Origin of the sequence: Microbulbifer flavimaris (assembly GCF_001641755.2) — a bacterium.
Taxonomy (GTDB): Bacteria; Pseudomonadota; Gammaproteobacteria; order Pseudomonadales; family Cellvibrionaceae; genus Microbulbifer; species Microbulbifer flavimaris.
Genome location: NZ_LRFG02000002.1, coordinates 361,934 through 383,798, shown reverse-complemented (window position 1 = coordinate 383,798; position 21,865 = coordinate 361,934). Strand labels below are relative to the sequence as shown.

The window sequence follows — 21,865 nt, the reverse complement described above, 5'->3', positions numbered from 1 at the left end:
CACAGCGCCGTTTAATTTCAGCCCCCGCCAGTGCCCGCTACCTGGCTGTCGGCGATGCGGGTGCCGCTGCACAGGTCCGGGTAGTCCCGGCGCAGGTCGGCGAACCCTTCCTGCCCGCACACCGGCGCAAACGGCGCGGTCTGAAACCAGATGGGGGAGAGCCCCAGGTCCAGGGTCTTGCGCAGGTGCGCCTTGGCGGAGTACAGGTCACCGGTGGTGACGTACACCTGGGCGCGGGCGAAGTTCACGTAGATATCATCCGGGGCATCGCGCCCGATACGGATCAGTTTCTCGATCGCCGGTGCGGCATCGCCCAGTTCGGCATGGGCGCGGGCCTGCATCAGCAGTCCTTCCCAGTCGTCACGCCCTTTCACCGTGGCCAGGGCCTGCTCGGCGAATGTTCTGGCGCGCTCGGGTTTCTGTTGCGCGTTGGCGATCTCGGCGCGGTAGAGCAGGGTCTCGGCATCCCCCGGCGATCGTTCCGACTGGTTGGCGAAACACTGGTCCGCCCGTTCGAACTGGCGCTCGATGTAATGGGCCAGGCAGAGGTTGTAGAGATCCATCGGCCCCAGGTTTTCAAGCCCCACGCGCGTCAGCAGGCGAAGCGTTGTCTTCGGGCGGCCGGCGTCCAGCTCGTTGGCGGCCAGCAGCGACAGGGCGTCGATGTTGTTTTCGCTCATGGCCAGCGCCTGCTGCAGAAGCGGCTTGGCAGCATCCATCTGTCCGCCCGCGCTCAGTGCCATGGCTTTCTGCACCATATGGGTGTAGCTGCGACGCAGGGTCAGTGCGCGATCGGCGTTGGCCAGTGCCTCGTCGTAATCCCCCAGGTGCTGGTGGAAGGCGGCCTTGAGGAAGTGGTAGTTGGCCCGGTCTGGCAGGATCAGCTTGAGGCGCTCCAGCAGGTGCTCCGCCTGCGCGCGGTCCTCGCGGTAGACGGCGAGGCGCAGCCGTGCGCTGATAACATCCGGGTGATCGCTGATTTTTGCCGGTGCGCGGTCAATAAACCGCTGCAGCCGTTGGGTAGTTGCCGGGTCGCGGCTGTTGTAACGCTGGTCGATGGCCAGCTCGGCGAACAGGCGGTAAAGCGGTGTGAAGGCGGGCGAGTGTTGCTGCAGTTGCTCCAGTTCGTCGAGATATTGCGGCACATGGGCGTCGTCATCGCGGTGTTCGAACACGCGCAGGTAGCGCTGGTAATCGGCGTCGCTGAGATCAAATGCTACGGTGCGGGAGCGGGGGGTGTGGGCCGGCAGCAATTTGTTCATCTGCTGCAGCATGCGCGCGCGGCTCTCGGTGCTCTCGTCCACGGCGAGTAAAGTGCTGCGGCTGGCGATCACCGCCAGGCTGTCGGCGTCGATCAGTTCCAGTGACGTTTCGCACTGCTCGATATTGCAATTCAGGGAGGGGTGCAGCAGCAGGTCGGCGTTCAGCGCCTCGGCCTGATCCCGCAATGGCTTGCCGGCGAGCTGCCGGGATTCGGAATAGGGCACCAGCAGCAGGCCCTCGCGGTTGGAGAGGTCCTGCTTCAGGGCGCTGAGCACATTGTTGCCAAGCTGTCGGCTCTCGCGGGTTTGCAGCTGGCTCTCTGCCGGCGCGACGATGGCGATGTACTGCCCGGAGAGCGCAGGCTTCGATTGCCCCAGCAGCAGGGCGCCGGCCAGGACAGAACCGGCGACGGCGGCAATGCCACCGCCCGCCAGCCAGTGGCGCAGGTTGCCGAAGCGCCGTCGACGGGAGTGAAAGGCTTCGGCGGTGACGGTGGCGGTCAGGCTGACGGTGCGCTCGCCGGCATCGCCGGCCAGTTGCTGCAGGATGTTGCCCAGCTCCTCGGCCACGGCACTGGCGTGCAGTGGCCGTTTGTCCGGGTCCTTGGCCAGCAGGCAGTCCAGGAGCTGGCTCAGTGCCGCGGGCAGGTCCGGGTTCAGTTTGCTGGCGGGTGGATGTGGATTGTTGACGATGCGATCGACGATCACGAACGCGCTTTCATGGTCGCCAAACGGGTTCTGGCCGCACAGCAGGCGGTAGGCGAGCACGCCCAGGGCGAACAGGTCGCAACGGTTATCCAGCGGCTTGTTCAGTGCCTGTTCGGGAGACATGGCGCCCCAGCTGCCGGCGATGTGCTGCTCGCGGGTCAGGTCGCTGTGCTCGCGCCAGTGCTTGGCGATGCCGAAGTCGGTGATCTTGGCGGTATTGTTTTCGTCCACCAGGATGTTGTCGGCTTTCAGGTCCCGGTGGATGATGCCGGCACCATGGGCGCGGGCCAGGCCGTGGCAGATCTGTTTCAGCAGGGCCACCATCTGGCGCAGGCTGGGTGTGTGTTCGCGCTGCCACAGGTTCAGGGTACAGCCGTTCACATACTCCATCACCAGCGCGAGGTCGTCGCCGTTCTCTACAACGTCATAGATCTGGACGATATTTGGGTGGTTGAGCTGCGCCAGCAGCAGCGCTTCCTGGCGGATGCGCTGCGGCGCGTTGGTGCTGGTGGGGTTTTCCTGCAGGCACTTGATGGCGACCTGCCGGTGCAGGCGTTCATCGGTGGCCAGGTAAACCACGCCCATGCCGCCTGCACCCAGGCGGGCAGTCACCTTGTAGCGGCCGATGTAAAACGGTTGCTGCTCTGACGTCATGGTCTGGCTGAGTTGCCCTTGTGCTGCGCTCTGCCATCCCTGGCCATGAGTATTTCTCTTTCCTGTTCCGACCTCCCCACAGCCGGGTATCACCGCTGTCAGGCGGTGGGTTCTGTCTCTGCTGCGGTACTCGCTTCAAGGCTGGAGCCCTTGTAAATCTCCAGCTGCCGGCAGCCCAGGCGCATCTCCCAGGAGCGCCGCTCCACCAGGTTGGAGGTGTCGATGGCGTCGGGCAGGGCGTCGCCGATCTGTTTGCGGGCGCGGAATATCTGGGTGTTCAGGTGATTGACGGTAATCCCCAGCTCGCGGGTGGCCACCTGGATCGGGATCCAGCCCTGGGCGTCCGGGTCGGCGCCGTCTTCCATATCACGGATACGCGCCCGGGCCAGATAGAGCAGCAGGTAGTTGTGACTGCGGGCTGGCAGGTCGATGACGATGTCATCGCGGGCGATGCGCAGCTGCACGTGTTCTTCATGGTGGCTGACGGCAAAGCGCAGGTTGAAATCGGCCACAGAGAGCTGCTGCAGGGCGACCTCGCTGGTGGCGCCCTCGTTATTGGCGAGGAAAAGCTGCCAGCTGTGGGCTCCACAGTCGAGCCGTTGGCCATGCTTGACCGGGGCGGCGTGTTCGCCCGCACCGTCATGACCGGTCAGTTCGAACAGCCACTGGCCGGAGACCGGATTGAAGTGCAGGCTGGCGATGGGGTCGTCCTCATCCGGCAGCAGGTGATACTGCTCCAGTTCCTGGGCATCCCCGGAAATCAGGTCGACAAGAAGGTTTGCAGGCGGATCGAGGTTCTCTACCAGCCAGGCGGGATTATTGGCGCGGCCAAAGGCAAGCTTGTCACCCAGCTGTAACTGGTAATTGCGCGCCGGCACCAGCTGCTGACCATTGAGCCAGGTACCGTTGCGGCTCAGGTCGCGGATATTCCAGTGGGTACCGGTCCACTGGATGGCAGCATGAATCCCGGAGATTTCCGCGCTCGCAATGCGGGTGTCCGCCGCGCCCTGGCGGCGGCCGATGGTGTGGTGTGCCAGCAGATAGACGGACTGCTCCGTGTCCGGATGCTGTAAACAGGCCATGATGTGATCCCCTCGCCCTGCCTTCTTTTTGAGATCCCGCTTGGTGCCGGGAACTCTTTTTGTTGGCGATTTCCGTTCACACTGGGCAGATCAGGGCCGCGGGTCTATAGCCTGCGCGCAACGGGGGTAACCCGTAGGGTCTTGGAGTGGCCGGCTATTTCCGGCCGGGCCTTGTGCTGGCGCTGCTGGTCCCATTTGAGCGAGGCTCATGGCCTCTTGCGGAGACTGGTTCCTCTTATCGGGAGTTGCAGTTCCGGGACATTTTTTGTTTTTTCGCGCCCTGTCTTGATCGGCGGCTGCAGTACGTGACTGGAGGCCGCCCAGTGTTGTTGGGCCTTTTTATACCGGACTCGGGCGGGAATGCAATGATTGCTTAAGCAATTTGAATAAATCGACGAAAGCTTGCATCAACGAGGTGGTTATCCGAATAAAAGTTCGGCTATGTCACTGAATGGCAAGGAATTTTACGACGGTCAGGAATCGCCGCTACCCGTTTTTGCCTGTTGCTCCGGCGGCAGCTGGCGGCTGTCCTTTCTGTCCAGGTCGCCCACATCGAGCACCGGCGAGGCATCGATATGCTCGGCGTCCATCATCAGGGCCACCCGCTGCAGGGAGGAGATGATCATGGATTGTTCCCAGTCACGCAGGTCGCGGAACTGTCGCACGAAGTGCTCCTGCAGAGGGGTGGGGGCATCGCGGATGAACTCCATCCCCTTATCGGTGAGGTAGGCGTGCACCTTGCGCTTGTCCTCGGAAGAGCGCTCCCGGTAGACCAGGCCGCGTTTCTCCAGGCGGTCGAGGATGGTGGTCACGGTCGCCTGGCTGAGGCTGATCTCCTTGGCCAGGGCGCCGATGGTCACCTGGCCCTTCTCGCGAATCGCCTGCAGCAGCAACAGCTGCGGCGCGGTCAGGCCGGCGGTCTTTACTAGCTGTTTGGAGTGCAGGTCGGTGGCGCGGATCAGGCGCCGCAGGGTGATCAATACTTCTTCAATTTTGTCCATCAGGAGCAGGCTCTGCAGTTCGCGGCGGGAAAGTTGCCTGTGCGCGACTTTATGCCCTGCCCGGAGATTGTCAATTGTTGTGTGCGCTGCTGAATCCCTTCTGCGCGCAGTGCCGCTGGCAGGCGCTGAGGCGTCTGTCTCACTGCGGGTGTTGCGTACTTTTTGATCAGCTTCCATTGGGGCGCGCCTTGCGTTGTCGTCGTTGTTTAGAGTACTATGCAAAAAATTGTTTAGAGCAGTAAACAATTATCTTCATAAAAGGTCAAATTTGACCTTTTTTGTTTAAGGTGAGGCGCAAAAGGCCTCATTTGAACGACAACGAACTATTTGACAACTAAAGGTATTGATTTGAGCGCCACAAGCGTTAGCAAGCCGCAGAGCGGAAGCTCGGATAGCAAATCTGACGAGTCTCCGGAAGAAAAGGTCACCGCGCGGCAGGGTTCCACCGCAAAGAAGGAAGCCCTGCTGCGCAGACCGGTCAGTGAAGACGGTGCCGCAGTGCACCAGCTCATCAAACGCTGCCCTCCACTGGATGAAAACTCCATCTACTGCAATTTGTTGCAGGCCAGCCACTTTGCCGACACCAGCGTCGCCGCCGAAATTGACGGTGAACTGGGAGGCTTTGTCTCCGGCTACCTGATCCCACAGCGTCCCGACACCCTGTTTGTCTGGCAGGTGGCGGTAGCAGAGGAAGGCCGCGGCATGGGTCTCGCCGGCCGCATGATTCGCGACATCCTCGGTCGCTCGGGTTGCGCAAAGGTCCGCTACCTGGAAACGACGATTACCCCCGACAACGAAGCCTCCTGGGCCCTGTTCCGCGGTCTTGCCCGCAAGCTGGGTGCCGAGCTTGAAGAGTCTGTGATGTTCGACCGCGAGCGTCACTTCAAGGGCGCCCACGACAGCGAGATGCTGCTCCGAATCGGCCCCTTCGACGTAGAGACCCGGGGCTGAGGCGGGTAACACGCACCCCTTTTCTTAATTACTGCGAACTGAAATTAACCAACCAAAGGTTGCCAACATGAAAGTTTTTGACGAGATCGAATCAGAAGTACAAAGCTATGCCCGCGCTTTCCCGCGTATTTTCAACAAGGCACAGGGCGAATACCTGTATGACGAGGAAGGTAACCAGTACCTGGACTTCCTCGGCGGCGCCGGCACCCTGAACTACGGTCATAACAACCCGGTCTTCAAGGAAGCCCTGCTGGAATACATCATGGCCGACGGCATTACCCACGGCCTGGACCTGCACACCAAGGCCAAGGGCGAGTTCCTGGAGTCCTTCTCCGAGAAGATCCTGAAGCCGCGCGACATGAACTATGTCATGCAGTTCACTGGCCCTACCGGCACCAACGCCGTCGAAGCGGCGCTGAAGATCGCCCGTAAGTACAAGGGTCGCGAGAACATCATCTCCTTCACCAATGGTTTCCACGGCTGCAGCATGGGTGCACTGGCTGCCACCGGCAACTCCCACCACCGCGGTGCGGCCGGCGTCAGCATGAGTGGCATCACCCGCATGCCTTACGAGGGTTACCTGGGTGAGGACATCGACACTACTGCCTACCTGGACAAAGTGCTGTCCGATTCCTCCTCCGGTGTGGACCACCCGGCAGCTGTCATGGTTGAAACCGTGCAGGGCGAGGGCGGTATCAATGCGTGCAGCATGGAATGGTTGCGCAACCTGGAAGCAGTCTGCCGCAAGCACGACGTTCTGCTGATCGTCGATGACATTCAGGCGGGCTGTGGTCGTACCGGTAGCTTCTTCAGCTTTGAGGAAGCGGGCATCAAGCCGGACATCATTACCCTGTCCAAATCCCTGAGTGGCTACGGCCTGCCGTTTGCGGTCGTACTGATGAGCCCGGAGCTGGACCAGTGGAAGCCGGGTGAGCACAACGGTACTTTCCGTGGCAACAACCTGGCATTCATTACCGCCAAGGCTGCCATCGATCATTACTGGAGCGACGACAAGTTCGCCAAAGAAGTCCAGCGCAAGGGTGAGTACATCGAGCAGCGCATGGAAGCCATCGTCGAGAAATACGGTGACGGCAACATGACCACTCGCGGTCGCGGCATGATGCGCGGTCTGAACTGCATCAGTGGTGACCTGGCTGGCCAGATCACCAAGGAAGCTTTCAAGCACGGTCTGGTAATCGAAACCAGTGGTGCTGACGACCAGGTTGTGAAAACCCTGTGCCCGCTGACCACCAGCGACGAAAACCTGAAACGCGGCCTGGACATCGTTGAAGCCGCTGTACAGAAAGTATTGAAGAGCAATGACGTGCCGGAAGAGCACGACTTCTTCTCCGATGAAAGCATCGAAGAGACTCTGGCTGGTGCTGCTTGATCGCAGCGCCCAGCCATTGAGATTGCCGAATTAACAGGATTTGATGAGAGACCAGTAATGATTGTTAGAAATCTTCACGAAGCCGAAAAAAGTGATCGTCGTATTGTTTCGGAGGGCTGGGAGAGCACCCGCCTGCTGCTGAAAAACGACAACATGGGCTTCTCTTTCCATATCACCACGATTTACGAAGGTGCCAACCTGAACCTGCATTACCAGAACCATCTGGAGTCTGTGTACTGCATCTCCGGTGAGGGTGAAGTGGAAACGGTAGAGGATGGCAAGGTTTACCCGATCCAGCCGGGCACCATTTATATCCTCGACAAGAATGACAAGCACATCCTGCGCGCCCGGAAAGAAATGAAAATGGCTTGCGTCTTCAACCCACCGCTGCACGGCAAGGAAGTCCACAACGCGGAAGGCGCTTACGAACTGGAAGCCGAAGAGGTTTCCGACAACAAGTAAAGGTGTTGTGTCCTGAAGCGGCGCCTGAGGGCGCCGCTTTTTCACCCGAGACAACGACAAACCTTACAGGAAGACCATGAATCTCCATACGGTAGAAAAAATCGGCGGCACGTCAATGAGTGACTATGCCGCAGTTCGCGACAACATCATTTTCAAAAACGGCGAGACCGACAAAGAGGGGCTTTATCAGCGCGTCTTTGTGGTTTCCGCATACGGTGGCATCACCGACATGCTGCTGGAGCACAAGAAGTCCGGTCGCCCGGGTATCTTTGCCCTGTTTGCCGATGCCAACGAGGATCACAGCTGGGTTGAGGCCATTGAGGCGGTGCGCAACCGCGTGCACGAGATCAATGCCGAGCTGTTTACCGATGCCGAGCAGCTGGCCCGCGCCAACGACTTTATCGGTGAGCGCCTGGAAGATGCCGAACGTTGCCTGGGGGACCTTGAGCGGGTCTGCCAGCACGGTCACTTCGCCCTGGAAGGGCACCTGAATGTTGTCTGCGAGATGCTGGCCAGCATCGGTGAGGCGCACAGTGCCTGGAATACCGCTGAACTGCTGCGTCAGCAGGAGGGCGTCAATGCGCGCTTTGTGGATCTGACCGGTTGGCGCGATGGCGAGCACCTGACTCTGGACGAGCGTATCGAACGCGCGTTCAAGGATATCGACCTGGCCACCGAGCTGCCGATTACTACCGGTTATGCCCATACCCGCGAGGGCCTGATGGGTACCTTTGCGCGCGGTTACAGCGAGATGACCTTCAGCCGCATCGCGGTGGTCACCGGTGCAAGAGAAGCTATCATTCATAAGGAATACCACCTGAGCAGCGCCGATCCGCGCTTGGTTGGGGAGAATGAAGCGGTTCCGATTGGCCGCACCAACTATGACGTGGCAGATCAGCTGGCCAACCTGGGTATGGAGGCGATCCACCCCCGCGCGGCCAAGGGCCTGCGCCAGCAGGAAATTCCGCTGCGAATCATGAATACCTTTGAGCCTGAGCACTCCGGTACTTTGGTGACAGGGGATTATGTGAGTGAGACGCCCTGTGTCGAGATTATTGCCGGCCGCAAGAATATCTATGCGGTGGAGTGCTTTGACCAGGACATGATGGGCCTGATGACCACTTACGATCGCACCATTAACGACATCATCCGTCGTTTCAAAGGGAGCGTGGTAACCAAGGACATCAACGCGAACACCATCACCAACTTCCTGGCTACCAACCTGAAGACGGTGAAGCGTATTCGCGCGGCGGTCTGTGAGGAGTATCCGGACTGTGATATTCAGGTGCGCAAAGTGGCGGTTGTCTCCGCTATCGGCAGTGACATGAAGGTGCCGGGCATGCTGTCCCGCGCCGTTGCGGCACTGGCCCGTTCCGGTATCAGCGTACTGGCGGTGCACCAGTCCATGCGCCAGGTGGATATGCAGTTCGTGGTCAACGAAAGCGACTACGAGGAAGCGGTGAAAAGTCTTCACCACGCCCTGGTTGAAGTCTACGACCACGGTGAGGCGATATGCGCGGCCTGATTACCGCATTGATGTTCACAGTGGCAGCCTTTTGGCTGCCGCTTTCCGTTTGGGCCCAGGATCAGCAGGATGATACGCAATCCGAGCCGCAGGGCGCGCAGCAACAGGCCGCGCAGGAGCGTGTCGACAACCTGCAGGAGCCGCTCTACAACCCGTTTGTAGAGCGCTACGTGCTCGATGAACTCAAGCAGTTGCGCAAGGACATGGCTGCGCAGCGGGTAAACCTCACCGAGCAGTTTGTCGACCGGCAGATCAACGTTGCCGACAAGGCCATCAGTTACGCCACCGATACGGTCACTTATTTTTTCTACCTGATTGCCGGCGTCAGTTCCCTGCTGGTGCTGGTGGGCTGGACCTCGATTCGTGATATCAAGGAAAAGGTGCACGGACTCGCCAACGAGGAGATTTCCAAGCTGGTGAGTGAGTATGAGGGGCGCCTGCGCAGCATCGAGGAGCAGCTCAGCGAGAAGACGCGTCATATCGAAGACAACCGGGACGAGATTGAGCTGACCAAAGAGATCCAGTCGTTGTGGCTGCGGGCCGGCCGCGAGCACACGGCAGTGGGCAAGATTGCGGTTTACGACCAGATTCTTGCTGTGCGCGCCGACGACGGGGAGGCGCTCACCTACAAGGCCGATGCGGTGCTGGAACTGGGCGAGCCCCAGTGGGCCATCCACCTGTGCCTGCGCGCGCTGGAAATCGACCCGGAGAATGGCAATGCCTATTACCAGCTGGCCTGTGCTCATGCCAGCCAGGAGCACTGGGAGGAAGCGGTGGATTACCTGTCCAAGGCGTTGGAAATCTCCACGGCCTACCGTGATGAAGCAATGGAAGACGAAGCCCTGGACGGGCTGCACGAGTATCCACCGTTTGCGCGCCTGATGGGCATTGAGTCCACCGGGATGGAACGTGACTCAGAAGAGAATGCCGAAAAGCAGGAAGTTTCCTGATACCGTATACCGGCAGTGGCCGTATACGGCGGGCGCGCAGGGAAGCCCGCCTATCCCGAAAATAATAACGACGAAAGGAGAGACCCGTGCTCGCCAGTTTTCTGTTTTTTCTCGCCATGTTTGCCGCCATCGGCGTCAGCTCCTATCTGAAAAGCCGCGGCACCAAGCAGGACTACTACCTTGCCAGCCGGGATGTCTCCCCGTTCCTGGTGGGGCTCTCCGCCGTCGCCACCAATAACAGTGGTTATATGTTTATTGGTGTCATCGGGTACACCTACGCTACCGGCCTCGCGTCCGTGTGGTTGATGGTGGGCTGGATCCTGGGTGATTTTCTCGGCTCGCTGTGGGTGCACAAGTCCCTGTGTCGTGCCACGCACAAGACCGGGGAATCCAGCTACGCCGGGGTGATCAGCTGCTGGACCGGTCCCCGCTTTGTTTACTGGCAGCGCCTCGCGGGGGTGCTTTCTCTGATCTTCCTGCTGGCCTATGCCAGCGCCCAGCTGGTGGCGGGTAGCAAGGCGTTGTATGTGTTGCTGGACTTGCCCATCTGGAGCGGGGCGGTGATCGGCGGCATCATCGTGGCCGCCTATTGTCTGGCGGGCGGTATTCGAGCCTCTATCTGGACCGACGCGGCACAATCCATCGTGATGATTGTGGCCATGGGAACGCTACTGGTAGTGGCGACGCAGTCCGTCGGCGGCATCGGCGCTGCAGTGCAGTCCATGAGTCAGGTTGACGGCTTCCTGGACTGGTATCCGGACAATATGCTGCTGCCTGGGCTTGCGGGCGGTGTGCTGTTTGCGGTGGGCTGGCTGTTTGCCGGCCTGTCGGTGATCGGTCAGCCCCATGTAATGGTGCGCTTTATGGCGCTCGAATCCCATCACCGTATGATTCATGCGCGCATCTGGTATTACCTCTGGTTCACTGCTTTCTATTTCATGGCCACCGGCGTCGGTATGCTGGCGCGGATCATGCTGACCGATGCAGGTAGCTTTGATGCGGAGCTGGCGCTGCCGATGATGGCGATGGAACTGCTATCCCCGGTGATGGTGGGCCTGATTCTGGCGGGGGTATTTGCAGCCACCATGTCCACGGCAGATTCCCTGGTGCTCAGCTGCTCTGCGGCCATTACCCACGACATTCACCCGCAGCGCACGGAAAAAACCTGGGTGCTGAAACTGACCACGGTGGCTATCACCGCGGCGGCGGTAGTTTGGGCGCTTGTGAATCAACAGAGTGTCTTCAGCCTGGTGGTGATGTCCTGGTCGTCCCTGGCTTCCGCCTTTGCCCCGGTTCTGATCGTACTTGCCCTGGGTGGTCGACCAACACAGCGTGTTTATATCCTGATGAGCCTGGTCGGGCTCGCGGTGGCGCTACTGTGGCGTTGGGTGGGCTGGCACAGCCATATCTACGAGGGCATGCCGGGTATTCTGGCGGGTCTCGCTGTGTACGGGATTGCGCGCTTTGCGGTGGGCGTACCGGAGCCGAGTCGGGCTAGTGCATAACTCCTTTGAACGTGGTTGCCAGGTCCAGCCTTTGGTGGCGGGCAACCACTTGGCTTGGCGTTTTAAAAACGCATGAATACCTCCCTGTAGCTCCTCTGCACCATCCCTGGTGCAGAAGGTTTTAAAACGCCAAGCCAAGCACTTGCCCTTCGCATCCAGTGTTTTTGCCTTGCTTCAGCTCAGCCGCCCTGAAGCCAACTAAAAAATCAAAGTGACATTTGAAAGTCAGGTAATTCGCTTTTGAGCGCCTTCGGTCAGAATATAAGGGGAAGTACCGGGTTCCAGTATCTCGAACCGTCGGCGGCAGGGACGCCGCCGACGGAGCGTACAGGGACGTATTCACAGCGTTTCGAGATACTGGAACCCGGTGCTTCACCGCCCAAGAGGTCGGCTTCATCCCGACTACTGAGCCTCTGAGGAGAAGCGCGCTGGCCGCCGTTACCTATTGTTCCCAAACACAAAAAAGCCCGGCAAGTGCCGGGCTCCGTCGTGCGTAAGATCGCGCGTGTGTTACTTACGAATACCTTCCACGTCGAGAATCATCTCCACGGTCTGTGAAGCCGGACCCAGGTCGTAGTCGATGCCGAAGTCCTTCAGCTTGAACTCAGTGGAGCCGGTGAAACCCTGACGGAAGCCGCCCCAGGGATCCTTGCCGCCACCAACGTGGGTGACGTCGATGGTGATCGGCTTGGTGACGCCGCGCAGGGTCAGGTCACCGGTCAATTTGCCTTTACCATCTTCCAGTGGCTCGTAGCTGGTGCTCTTGAAAGTGGCGGTGGGGTACTTCTCCACGTACAGGAAGTCCTCGTCACGCAGGTGCTTGTCGCGCTCGGCGTGGTTGCTGTTGAGGCTGCTCACATCAATATTCACATTGATGGAGGAGTCCTCGGGTTTGCTCTCGTCATACTGGAAAGAGCCATTGAAGTCGTCGAAACGGCCATACAGCCAGCTGTAGCCCAGGTGCTTGATACGGAACTGGATAAAGGCATGGGCGCCCTTGGTGTCGATCACATACTCGGCTGCCTGGGCGGTGGCGCCCAGCAGTGAGGCGAACAGGAAAATGGCAATTTTCTTCATGGATAATGCTCCTTTATTTTGAGGCGCTCAGGTCTTGGGTTGGTTTATGTTTCGATTCATGGTTCGGTTCATCGATTATCGAGCGCTGCCTTTCTGGCTTGCCGGGCTTGCCCAGCATGCGCAGTAAAGTGGCATCGCGGTCGATAAAGTGGTGTTTCAGTGCGGCGAGGGCATGCAGTGCGACCAGCCCCATCAGGGTCCAGGCCAGGATCTCGTGGATCTCGCCGGCAATATCCTCCTGGTTGGGCAGGCCCTGGATGCTGGCCGGTACGCTGAACAGGCCAAATACGTCGATTGCGCGGCCGTCGGCGGTGGAAATCAGGTAGCCGGAAGTCATGATGGCCAACAGCAGCAGGTAGATGCCGCCGTGAGCAAGTCTTGCGGCCAGAGCCTGCCAGCGCGGTGTGCCCGGAACATCGGCCGGGGAGATATTCAGGAACTTCCACGCCAGGCGCAGCAGCAGTGCGATCAGCAGCAGGATGCCAATCGCCTTGTGCAGCTCGGGGCCCTGCCGGTACCAGGGGTCGTAATAAGAGAGCTGACGCATCCACCAGCCAAGCGCAAAGAGACCGATCACTACCGGTGCCATGAGCCAGTGCAGTGCTATGGCCACCCAGCCGTAGGCGGATTCGCTGTTTTTCGCTGCCACTTTTATTCGTTCCGTTTAAAAATTATGCGATCTTGCCGGAAAGGTTTTCACAGTGGCAACGATTATAAAAATTACTCGATTCGGTAAAAGCGAAAAAAGCCGAATGATCCTGTCGATAATTTCGCAGGTTGTGGCGGGGGAGTGCGAGGGGCGAGCGGAATCCGTGTTGGCTCAGTGAGGAGTGCCCCGGGAGCCCTCGCGTTCCGCTGCGGTCAGGATGCGCTCCAGGGATTGCCGGTCGAGGGCGCTGGAGCGGCGGGCGATCTGCTCGGCGAGCCAGCTGGTGGAATGGTGCTCGCCGTCCAGGGCGAGCTTCTCCAGCTCCCAGATCACATTGAGCAACTGCTGTTTCTCCAGGGCGTGCTCTGCCTCTGAGGCAGAAAACAGGGTGGGTTCCAGTTGCTCGATATCACCGCGCCTGACCACCAGCTCGGCCAGGCTCGGGTACCAGCGCCCGCTGAAAGGCTCCGGGCGCCGGCGGTGGTCGAAGCTGATACGCAGGCGGTTACCGTCCTCGTCCTCCAACAGTGGCGTATCCTGCTCGTAGGCGGGCAGGGCGGGGCGCTGTCGGAGAATACCGACAATGGCTTTCCAGTCACTGGGGTTTTCCGCGCACAGGCGCAGGGGGTGGCTCAGTTCCAGTACTGCCGGGCGGTCGAGGTAGGCAACCTGCTGCCCGGGCCGATACCAGTAGAGGTCGAGTTGATGCTGCTCTGCGAGATCTGCCAGGTCGGCGCTGGTAAAGGGTTCCTCCGCCACGGCACTCAGGTGGGTGACCGCCTGCTGCACGCTGAGCCATTGTCTGAGGTGGAAGGGTTTGTTGACGGCAGTGCCCATAAAGCGCTCCACTGCGGCGAGACCGGCGGCGAGAATTTATCTGTATGCGTGCTTCAATTCTAGCAGTTCGGTGACATTGCCGAGGAACCTGCTTTCCTCACAGCCAGCCTTTCTTCTTGAAGTAGGCATAGGGCGCCACGCCGGCCAGCAGCATCAGGAACAGGGCAAACGGATAGCCCCCGACCCATTTCAGTTCCGGCATGACGTCGAAATTCATGCCGTAAATGCTGGCCACCATGGTCGGCGGCAGAAACACCACCGCGGCGATGGAAAAGATCTTGATGATCTGGTTCTGCTCGATATTGATAAACCCCTGGGTGGAGTCCATTAGGAAGTTGATCTTGTTGAAGACAAACCCGGTGTGGGCCATGAGGGTGTCGATATCCCGGGTGATGTCGCGGAAACTTTCCTGCAAATCGCCATCAATGCGGATATGCCGCTGCAGAAACGTAATGGAGCGCCGGGTATCCATCAGGCACAGCTGCACCTTACCGGTGCTGTCCTCGAGCTTGGCCAGGTAGTCGATGGCGTCTTCCAGCTCTGCCGATTCGTCTTCCAGCACCAGGTAACTCACCTCGCCCAGCTTGACGTGAATATCTTCCAGCGCGTCAGCCAGGTTCTCCACCTTCTGGTCGAATACCTGAACCATCAGCTCCTGTGCACTGTGGGCTTCCACCTGACGGCGCCGGGCGCGCATCCGCAATAAACGGAAGTCTGCCAGGTCGGTATCGCGGACAGTGATCAGCCGCTGTGGCTGCAGGATAAAGGCCACGGTGGTGGTGTCGTGGCGCCCCTCACTCTGGGACAGGAACAGGGAGTGGATATGCACGCCGGCAGAGTCAATAAAGTAGCGTGCGGAGGCCTCGATTTCCTCGACATCCTCAGATTCCGGCAGCTCCGTGCGCAGCAGCTGCTCCAGCAGGTCCCGTTCGTTTTCCTCCGGCTCCTGCAGGTCGATCCAGACAGCTTCGGACAGCTGTTGCCGGCTCATCGTCTCCTCGATGGACTGCTCGCGCAGGGCGCCCCGGTTGATTTCGAAGAGTCGCAACATTGCCTGTTCCCTAGCTTGGATGTGACCCAATGGTATCGGATCTGCTGGTTTGGCCCAAGCTGCCAGCGCTGCGGTGCGAAAAGCCAAAAACAGCACCGGCCGCGGAGCGGCCGGTGTCGGTCAGGAAAACGAGCAGTTGATTGCCAAGCTGAATTACAGGAAGTCCGGCAACTGCTTGCGGATCTTCTCGGGCGCGTCGTGGATGACGTTCTTGGCGGTTTCGCCCTGTATCGCCGCGCGGGTGGTGGCAGACAGTGCGTTGCGCAGCGGGCCGACCATTTTCGGCTCTGCGACGATGTAGAGATTTTCGAAACGCCCCTCCTCGCGGCCCCGCTCGAGGGCGTGAGCGATTTCTCGGGCAAATGATTCGGCACCGTCGCGGCGCAGGTCACCCATGTTGCCCATGCCACGGGAAGCGTGCCCGAAGCGGTCGAAAACCCGTCCGGGGGCATCGGCGAGCAATTCCCGCCCCTTCATACGTCCCTCGGGGTAGTGCAGCGCGTCCAGCTCCCTCAGGGCGCTGGTACGGTGCTCGGCTTCAAACATGCGGGCATCGGTGTGATTGGCGACTAAAACCCAGGCTTTGGCCATGGTGGAACCTCCTTTATTGCACAGATTCATTCTAGTGCGGTCGAGGCTGGCTCACCCCGGGATGTGCTCGGAGAGAGCAACGGCGGTGGGGTGGGTGACGACAATCGGGTTCATGGTCAGTTTTTGTGTGCGGTAACCTGCGCAGACGCACTGCCGGTTTAAAACTCTCCGTTCTTAAAACCTGTGCCGATGCCAATCGAACGCAGCTACGGATCAACCGTTCGCTGATTAAAATCCGGATAAGAGAGGGCTCTGGGTGCCTCGTTGCCGTCGCAGGCATCGGGGCATCAGGAGGAGCACATCACCAGAATTGGTGAACGAACAGCGCAATTAATAAAGCGCAGCTTGAAGGCAGCTTGAAGAGAGGTGAGCACCATGAGCCTGATTCCGAGGGGATCCCTGATGGATCTCGACAACATGTTTGAACAGATGCTCTCGCCCTCACGGTTGGGCGGCGAAGCGAAAGAGGGTTTTTTCTCTCCCCGGATCGACGTCCGGGAAACAGAGAAAAGCTATGAGATCAGTGCTGAACTGCCCGGAGTGACCAAGGACGATATCAGCGTAACGCTTGAGGATGGCGTGCTGACACTGGAAGCGGAAGTACACCGGGAAGAAAAACAGGAAGAGGAGGGCCGTGTAATTCGTCAGGAGCGGCGCTACGGGAAGTACATGCGCAGCTTCAATCTGGGGGCTGATGTGAGTGAAAGCGACATTGACGCGAGCTTCAGGGATGGGGTGCTGACACTGAAGGCACCGAAGCGCGAGGTCACCCAACCGCGCACGCAACGCATTGAGATTCACTGATAGCCCGGGCTGCTGTCGCGGGGGCGGCCAGTCGACCCTAGAGTGCAACCCGAGAAGGTTAATTATGAAGGAGGCCTGCCATGAGAGTCGGTGAAGCCATGCACCAGGGGTGCACCTGGGTCAACCCGGATACGCCCCTCAGCGAAATTGCGCAGATCCTGCGGGAGGAAGATATCGGTGCTGTTCCGGTCGGGGAGAACGATCGCCTGATCGGGATGGTGACAGACCGGGACATCGCCGTCCGCGGCGTGGCCAATGAGAGTGATGTCTCTATGCTAACCGCCCGCGACGTAATGACCGAAGGCATTGAATGGCTCTGGGAAGATGATGACATGGAAGCCGCCCTCAGCAAGATGGAGCAGCAGCAGCTGCGCCGTATGCCGGTCATGAACAGTGACAAGCGAATGGTCGGAATTCTGAGTATGGGGGACATCTCCCATGCGGTGAATCACGACCTGTCCGGCGAGTTTGCCTCAGCCGTGTCTGCGCACCATTGATAGCTCACGATGATCCTCGGGATGAACGATGAGCGATGAGCGATGAGCGATGAAGGGAGGCGGCTGAAGGGAGCTGTGAGGTGTCCTGAACAGTCGGAAACTAAACCACCGCAGAGAGGCAGGCGGGGTTTTATAAGAGATGCTCGATAGGCAGCCAGCTGCTTAATCGCGCCCCCAGCCTCTGCAGGGAGCTGGCACCGGGATCGCGATGCAGGATGCTGCCGTCGGGGGCCGTCCAAACCAGAGCGCCTTCGTGCAGTGACAGCGCGAAGGCGTTGTCTTTGATATTGGCAACAAAGTTATTGGTGATCTTCTCCGCGAGTTCTGGCGAGTCCAGTAATAGCCCCAGCTCGGTATTCAGGTAGAGCGAGCGCTGGTCAAGGTTAAAGGATCCGGCATAGATCAGTCTTTCATCCATAGCGAAGAGCTTGGCGTGCAGGAGGGAGCGCGAATCCTCGTGCCAGTGGTTGTTTTCGAAGTCCAGCGTGGCAGACATTTCGTACAAGTGGATGCCTGCACGGAGCATGGGGATACGGTATTTGTGGTAGGGCCCGTGCACAAGAACTAGGTCACTCGAGGCCAGTGAGTTGGTGAGCAAGTGGATCTCTACCCCCCGTTTGGCCGCCTCGAGCAGTGCCTGAAAGTAGTATTGGCCCGGCAGCATATATGGGGAGATGATGATCAAGCGGTGATCCGCGCCGGTAATGGCTCGCATCAGTCGATCGCTCGCGTAGCGCGCCCTGCCTCCGGCGGGTGCTGCGATCTTTTGTGGCGGATCTACCAGAACTTCTGCCGTGCCCCAGTACCAGAGCTCGTCGCTGGCAGTGAGTGCCGGGATAATGGGTGATTGTTGCAGGCTCTGCCCATATTCACTCGACAGCAACCGATGCGCAGACTGTTGGAGCTCTGAGTAGCGCTCTGCCCGGTGGTTGCGGTACAGGCTGCCGGCCACGACGGTGCGCAGGGGGAAGCTGAAGGGGCTGTTCCAGTAGACATCATACTGCCGGTTGATTGCCGGTAACGACGCACCAATGGTGATCATATCGAGGTCGTGGAATACCTGCTGGTTGTCGATACCGAAGTATTTGTCACTCAGGTTGCGACCGCCGATAAAGGTTACCCGCCCGTCGACGGTAAACGCCTTGTTGTGCATGCGCCGCTGCAGGCGGCAGAAGTCGGCCAGTAATTCAATCGCGCGAGTGCTGCGTTTGGGGAAGGGATTGAACAGGCGGACTTCGATATTGTCGTGCTGGTCCAGGGCAGCCAGCAGCGGAATGCTGTCGCCGGTGGTGAAATCATCGAGCAGGAAGCGCACGCGCACCCCCCGATCTGCGGCGTCGACGAGTTCGTGGGTCAGCAGCCGGCCGCTTTCATCGCGACGAAAAATAAAATACTGGATATCCACAGATCGCTGTGCCGCACGCACTGCCGCCAGCCGGACCGCGAGGGCATCCTGGGCGGTGGTCACCGGGTAGACGCCAGTCTGGCCGGGATGCGCAGCGGTAAGGCGGTCCACTACGCGTGCCAGTTCCGAATTCGAGGGGCCGGGCTGATGCAGGGTTTCGGTACGTGGCGGGGGCTCGGGAAAGCGGACCGGTCCGGTACAGCCTGACGACAGTATCGACAATACTGATAGGGCCAAGAGCAGTGATGTCGCCGTTATTCGGTGTGGAATGGCTTGCATGCGGTCTCGATTACCGAAGTGAGTTGGCGCGGGCGCCTCCATCAGTATAGCGGGGCGATAGTTCCCGCCGGCTCTGCAAACCGACGGCGCAGCCTGCATTGGCAGATAGTGCCGGGCGGCGCATAATGCGCCCGTTTTTTTAATCCGCCCCCCAAAGTCAGAAGGATTGTGGGGTGACAAGCAGGGTGCCCGTCACCCGGGAGAAAGGGGAATGAGCAGCGATCGGGAACTGATGGAGCGCAGCGGAGGCCGCTGTGAGCTGTGCGCGGCAAATGCCGGCCTCGGTGCCTACACCCTGCCGGGTTCCGGGGGACGGACCAACGCGGATATCCTGCTGTGTCCAACCTGCAGTCTGCAGCTATCCGGTGGCGAGGCGCTGGACAGCAACCACTGGCGCTGCCTGTCCGACAGCATGTGGAGCCCGGTCCCGGCGGTGCAGGTGGCTGCGTGGCGGCTGCTGAAAGCTCTCTCCAGTGAAACCTGGGCCCAGGACCTGCTCGACATGCTCTATCTGGACGACGACCTGCGCGAGTGGGCCGAGGCGGCACCACTGGCCGCCGATGACGAACGGGTGGTGCAGCGGGACTGCAACGGCGTTGTGCTGCAGGCCGGTGACACCGTCACAGTGATCAAGGACCTGGATGTGAAGGGCAGCAGCCTGGTGGCCAAGCGCGGTACCGCAGTGCGGGGTATCAGCCTGACGGACAACCCGGAGCATATCGAGGGTCGGGTCAATGGCCAGCGCATCGTGATCCTGACCAAGTTCGTCAAGAAGTCGTGATTGCTCGACCTCGCCGGTGAGAAGACCTGGACCATAGGACGCAGCGTTGAAGCCCATTTACGAAATCCGTAGCGGCGCCCTGGCGGGGTTCAACCTGCTGGTGCCAAGACTGGGTGGCGACCCCGCTGAGCTGTTGGCGGAGGTGGGCCTGCCCGCCGATTGTATGCGCCGCCCGGACTTGCTGATCCCAATCGCCACATTGTCGGAGCTGCTCGACCTTTGTGCTGACCGGCTGCGCTGTGCGGATTTTGGCCTGCGCCTGGCGGATATGCAGGGCGTGCGGATTCTGGGGGTGTTGGGGCAGCTATTGATGGGCTCGGTGAACCTGCGCACGGCGCTGGAGAGTTCCCAGCGTTATATGGCCCTGCATAACCAGGCGGAATTCTGGCGCATTGATGCGCAGGGTGATGCCTTGCTGGCCCAGCGCTTCGACCATTTTGTCGAACCGGTGGCCGCGATCCAGTATCGGGAGCTGTCTGTCGGCGCCTGTTACCGACTGGTGCAGGACCTGGCCGGGCAGGATATCCGTCCGCGGGAGGTGCACTTCCGTCAGGATGCCCTGTCAGCGGCGGATCGCTACCGGGAGTTTTTCAATGCAGACGTGTACTTTGGGCGCGAGTGCGATGCCCTGGTGTTCGACGCTGAGGTGCTGGAACGCACACTCTGCGCACCCAATACCAGCCTGCGCCTGTACTTTGAGGAGTTCACCCGGCAGCTGCTGGAAAAACATCGCCACAGCGTCGCCGCCCAGGTCAAGGCCCTGATCCTGCAAACCCTGGGCGCCCAGCGCCACACGCTTGCCCAGGTGGCGGGGCTGCTGGAAATGCCCGGGCGCACCCTGCAGCGGCGCCTGGCGGAGGAGCGCACCTCCTTCAAGCAATTACTGCAGGATGCCCGTATGGAAACGGCGCGCTGGCATCTGCGTGCCTCCAGTATCGATATCAACCTGCTGTCCGCCACCCTCGGTTACACCGATATCAGCGCATTCTCCAAGGCCTTCCGCGCCGTACACGGCGTTTCGCCGCTGCAGTGGCGCAAACAGCAGCGGGACGCCGAAGCCTGAGTTCCGGGCGCCTTTCTCTCCCCAATAGATATCCCCTCTCGGCCCGGGCAATCTGGAGTGGCTTTGCGCGCCAATCCCCATTCCTGTCCAACGAACCCGCGTATCATGGACGGAGGATCCGGTGACGGTAGCCCGCGATCAACAGCGCTTACCGTCGGGAAACACTCAGCCAGCGAGGGACGCAATGACCATCACACCAATCAAGTGCAAGGCCGCGGTGGCCTGGGAGGCCGGCAAGCCCCTGACCATTGAGGAGGTGGAGGTGGCGCCACCGAAAAAAGGCGAGGTACGGATTAAGCTGATCGCCTCCGGCGTCTGCCATACCGATGCGTTTACCCTGTCTGGTGAGGACCCTGAGGGCATCTTCCCCACGATTCTCGGCCACGAGGGTGGGGGTATTGTCGAGTCGGTGGGCGAGGGCGTTACCAGTGTGCAGGTGGGCGATCATGTCATCCCGCTTTACACCCCCGAGTGTGGCGAGTGTAAATTCTGCCAGTCCGGCAAGACCAATTTGTGCCAGAAAATCCGCGAGACCCAGGGCAAGGGCGTCATGCCCGATGGCACCACCCGATTTTCCATCGACGGCAAACCCATCTACCACTACATGGGCACCTCCACCTTCTCCGAATATACAGTGCTGCCGGAAATTTCCGTCGCCAAGGTCAATCCCAAGGCGCCACTCAAGGAAGTGTGCCTGCTGGGCTGTGGTGTGACCACCGGCATGGGGGCGGTGACAAACACCGCCAAGGTGGAAAAGGGTTCCACGGTTGCGGTATTTGGTCTCGGTGGAATCGGTCTTTCCGCGGTAATCGGTGCAGTGCAGGCCGGCGCCGAGCGGATCATCGGTATCGATGTCAATGACAGCAAATTTGCGCTGGCAAAAAAGCTTGGCGCCACCGACTGTGTAAATCCCCAGGAGCACGATCGACCGATCCAGGAAGTCATTGTCGAGATGACTGACGGCGGGGTGGATTATTCCTTCGAGTGCATCGGCAATGTCAAAGTGATGCGTGCGGCACTGGAGTGTTGCCACAAGGGCTGGGGGGAATCGGTGATTATCGGTGTGGCCGGAGCCGATCAGGAAATCTGCACGCGGCCGTTTCAGCTGGTGACCGGCCGGGTATGGCGCGGCACCGCGTTTGGCGGCGTCAAGGGCCGCTCCGAGCTACCGGGGTTTGTCGAGCGCTATCTGGCCGGGGAATTTTCCCTGAACGATTTCATTACCCATACCATGCCGCTGGAAGATATCAACGAGGCCTTCGAGCTCATGCATCAGGGCCGCAGTATCCGAAGCGTGGTTCACTTTGACCGGCACTGAGGTCACCAGATCATCAGGAATAA

The 21,865-nt window shown here is 59.9% G+C and carries 20 protein-coding genes; 11 read left to right on the top strand and 9 right to left on the bottom strand.

Annotated elements, in window-relative coordinates; translation table 11 throughout:
• Window positions 1-17: 17 nt before the first annotated feature.
• The 3 genes from AWR36_RS06535 to AWR36_RS06525 all read right to left on the bottom strand — a co-directional run bounded on the left by AWR36_RS06535 (window position 18) and on the right by AWR36_RS06525 (window position 4,707).
• Window positions 18-2,624: a serine/threonine-protein kinase gene (locus tag AWR36_RS06535; RefSeq protein ID WP_067082837.1), complete on the bottom strand. Its 2,607-nt coding sequence runs from the start codon at window positions 2,622-2,624 to the stop codon at window positions 18-20.
• Window positions 2,625-2,722: 98 nt separating this feature from the next.
• Window positions 2,723-3,706: an FHA domain-containing protein gene (locus tag AWR36_RS06530; RefSeq protein WP_082679446.1), complete on the bottom strand. Its 984-nt coding sequence runs from the start codon at window positions 3,704-3,706 to the stop codon at window positions 2,723-2,725.
• Between the two features lie 473 nt (window positions 3,707-4,179).
• A complete protein-coding gene (locus AWR36_RS06525) occupies window positions 4,180-4,707 on the bottom strand; it encodes a MarR family winged helix-turn-helix transcriptional regulator (RefSeq protein WP_067082834.1) in 528 nt (175 codons plus the stop codon).
• Between the two features lie 348 nt (window positions 4,708-5,055).
• Here AWR36_RS06525 and ectA point away from each other — a divergent pair, with 348 nt between their 5' ends.
• The 6 genes from ectA (at window position 5,056) to AWR36_RS06495 (ending at window position 11,490) form a co-directional block, all read left to right on the top strand.
• Window positions 5,056-5,658, top strand: coding sequence for a diaminobutyrate acetyltransferase (gene ectA / locus AWR36_RS06520; protein WP_176491105.1), 603 nt, complete (start codon window positions 5,056-5,058; stop codon window positions 5,656-5,658).
• Between the two features lie 67 nt (window positions 5,659-5,725).
• Window positions 5,726-7,048, top strand: coding sequence for a diaminobutyrate--2-oxoglutarate transaminase (gene ectB, locus AWR36_RS06515; RefSeq protein ID WP_067082831.1), 1,323 nt, complete (start codon window positions 5,726-5,728; stop codon window positions 7,046-7,048).
• Window positions 7,049-7,105: 57 nt separating this feature from the next.
• A complete protein-coding gene (locus tag AWR36_RS06510; RefSeq protein ID WP_067082827.1) occupies window positions 7,106-7,510 on the top strand; it encodes an ectoine synthase in 405 nt (134 codons plus the stop codon).
• A 76-nt stretch (window positions 7,511-7,586) separates the two neighbouring features.
• On the top strand, window positions 7,587-9,035 hold the full coding sequence (locus AWR36_RS06505) for an aspartate kinase (protein ID WP_067082823.1): 1,449 nt from the start codon (window positions 7,587-7,589) through the stop codon (window positions 9,033-9,035).
• Window positions 9,023-9,985 (top strand): tetratricopeptide repeat protein, encoded by a 963-nt coding sequence (locus tag AWR36_RS06500; RefSeq protein ID WP_067082819.1) that lies wholly within the window; start codon window positions 9,023-9,025, stop codon window positions 9,983-9,985. The genes AWR36_RS06505 and AWR36_RS06500 overlap by 13 nt, the downstream gene beginning before the upstream one ends.
• An 86-nt stretch (window positions 9,986-10,071) precedes the next feature.
• On the top strand, window positions 10,072-11,490 hold the full coding sequence (locus tag AWR36_RS06495; protein WP_082679445.1) for a sodium/proline symporter: 1,419 nt from the start codon (window positions 10,072-10,074) through the stop codon (window positions 11,488-11,490).
• Between the two features lie 510 nt (window positions 11,491-12,000).
• Here the strand turns inward: AWR36_RS06495 and AWR36_RS06490 are convergent.
• From AWR36_RS06490 to AWR36_RS06470, 5 genes are all read right to left on the bottom strand, one after another.
• Complete coding sequence (locus AWR36_RS06490; protein ID WP_067082816.1) at window positions 12,001-12,567, bottom strand: YceI family protein; 567 nt, start codon at window positions 12,565-12,567, stop codon at window positions 12,001-12,003.
• A 13-nt stretch (window positions 12,568-12,580) separates the two neighbouring features.
• Complete coding sequence (locus AWR36_RS06485) at window positions 12,581-13,216, bottom strand: cytochrome b (protein WP_067082813.1); 636 nt, start codon at window positions 13,214-13,216, stop codon at window positions 12,581-12,583.
• Window positions 13,217-13,387: 171 nt separating this feature from the next.
• Entirely contained in the window at window positions 13,388-14,053 is a 666-nt protein-coding gene (locus tag AWR36_RS06480; RefSeq protein ID WP_067083948.1) for a hypothetical protein, read from the bottom strand.
• 97 nt (window positions 14,054-14,150) lie between these two features.
• Window positions 14,151-15,104 carry a magnesium/cobalt transporter CorA gene (gene corA / locus AWR36_RS06475; protein ID WP_067082810.1) on the bottom strand — a complete coding sequence of 318 codons (954 nt, stop codon included), beginning with the start codon at window positions 15,102-15,104 and terminating at the stop codon, window positions 14,151-14,153.
• 153 nt (window positions 15,105-15,257) lie between these two features.
• Window positions 15,258-15,695 (bottom strand): host attachment protein, encoded by a 438-nt coding sequence (locus tag AWR36_RS06470; protein ID WP_067082802.1) that lies wholly within the window; start codon window positions 15,693-15,695, stop codon window positions 15,258-15,260.
• Window positions 15,696-16,070: 375 nt separating this feature from the next.
• Between AWR36_RS06470 and AWR36_RS06465 the strand changes: the two genes are divergently transcribed.
• Both AWR36_RS06465 and AWR36_RS06460 read left to right on the top strand, forming a co-directional pair.
• Window positions 16,071-16,499, top strand: a complete 429-nt coding sequence (locus AWR36_RS06465; RefSeq protein ID WP_067082800.1) for an Hsp20/alpha crystallin family protein — start codon at window positions 16,071-16,073, stop codon at window positions 16,497-16,499.
• A gap of 80 nt (window positions 16,500-16,579) precedes the next feature.
• On the top strand, window positions 16,580-16,996 hold the full coding sequence (locus tag AWR36_RS06460) for a CBS domain-containing protein (RefSeq protein ID WP_067082797.1): 417 nt from the start codon (window positions 16,580-16,582) through the stop codon (window positions 16,994-16,996).
• A 130-nt stretch (window positions 16,997-17,126) separates the two neighbouring features.
• Here the strand turns inward: AWR36_RS06460 and AWR36_RS06455 are convergent, their stop codons facing one another.
• Window positions 17,127-18,512, bottom strand: a complete 1,386-nt coding sequence (locus AWR36_RS06455; protein WP_067082795.1) for a phospholipase D-like domain-containing protein — start codon at window positions 18,510-18,512, stop codon at window positions 17,127-17,129.
• Window positions 18,513-18,891: 379 nt separating this feature from the next.
• On the opposite strand from AWR36_RS06455, the gene AWR36_RS06450 reads away from it, so the two are divergent.
• The 3 genes from AWR36_RS06450 (at window position 18,892) to AWR36_RS06440 (ending at window position 21,842) form a co-directional block, all read left to right on the top strand.
• Entirely contained in the window at window positions 18,892-19,461 is a 570-nt protein-coding gene (locus AWR36_RS06450) for a PhnA domain-containing protein (protein ID WP_067082793.1), read from the top strand.
• A gap of 46 nt (window positions 19,462-19,507) precedes the next feature.
• Window positions 19,508-20,524, top strand: a complete 1,017-nt coding sequence (locus AWR36_RS06445; RefSeq protein ID WP_067082791.1) for an AraC family transcriptional regulator — start codon at window positions 19,508-19,510, stop codon at window positions 20,522-20,524.
• A gap of 184 nt (window positions 20,525-20,708) precedes the next feature.
• Complete coding sequence (locus AWR36_RS06440; protein WP_067082787.1) at window positions 20,709-21,842, top strand: S-(hydroxymethyl)glutathione dehydrogenase/class III alcohol dehydrogenase; 1,134 nt, start codon at window positions 20,709-20,711, stop codon at window positions 21,840-21,842.
• The last annotated feature ends 23 nt before the right edge of the window (window positions 21,843-21,865 follow it).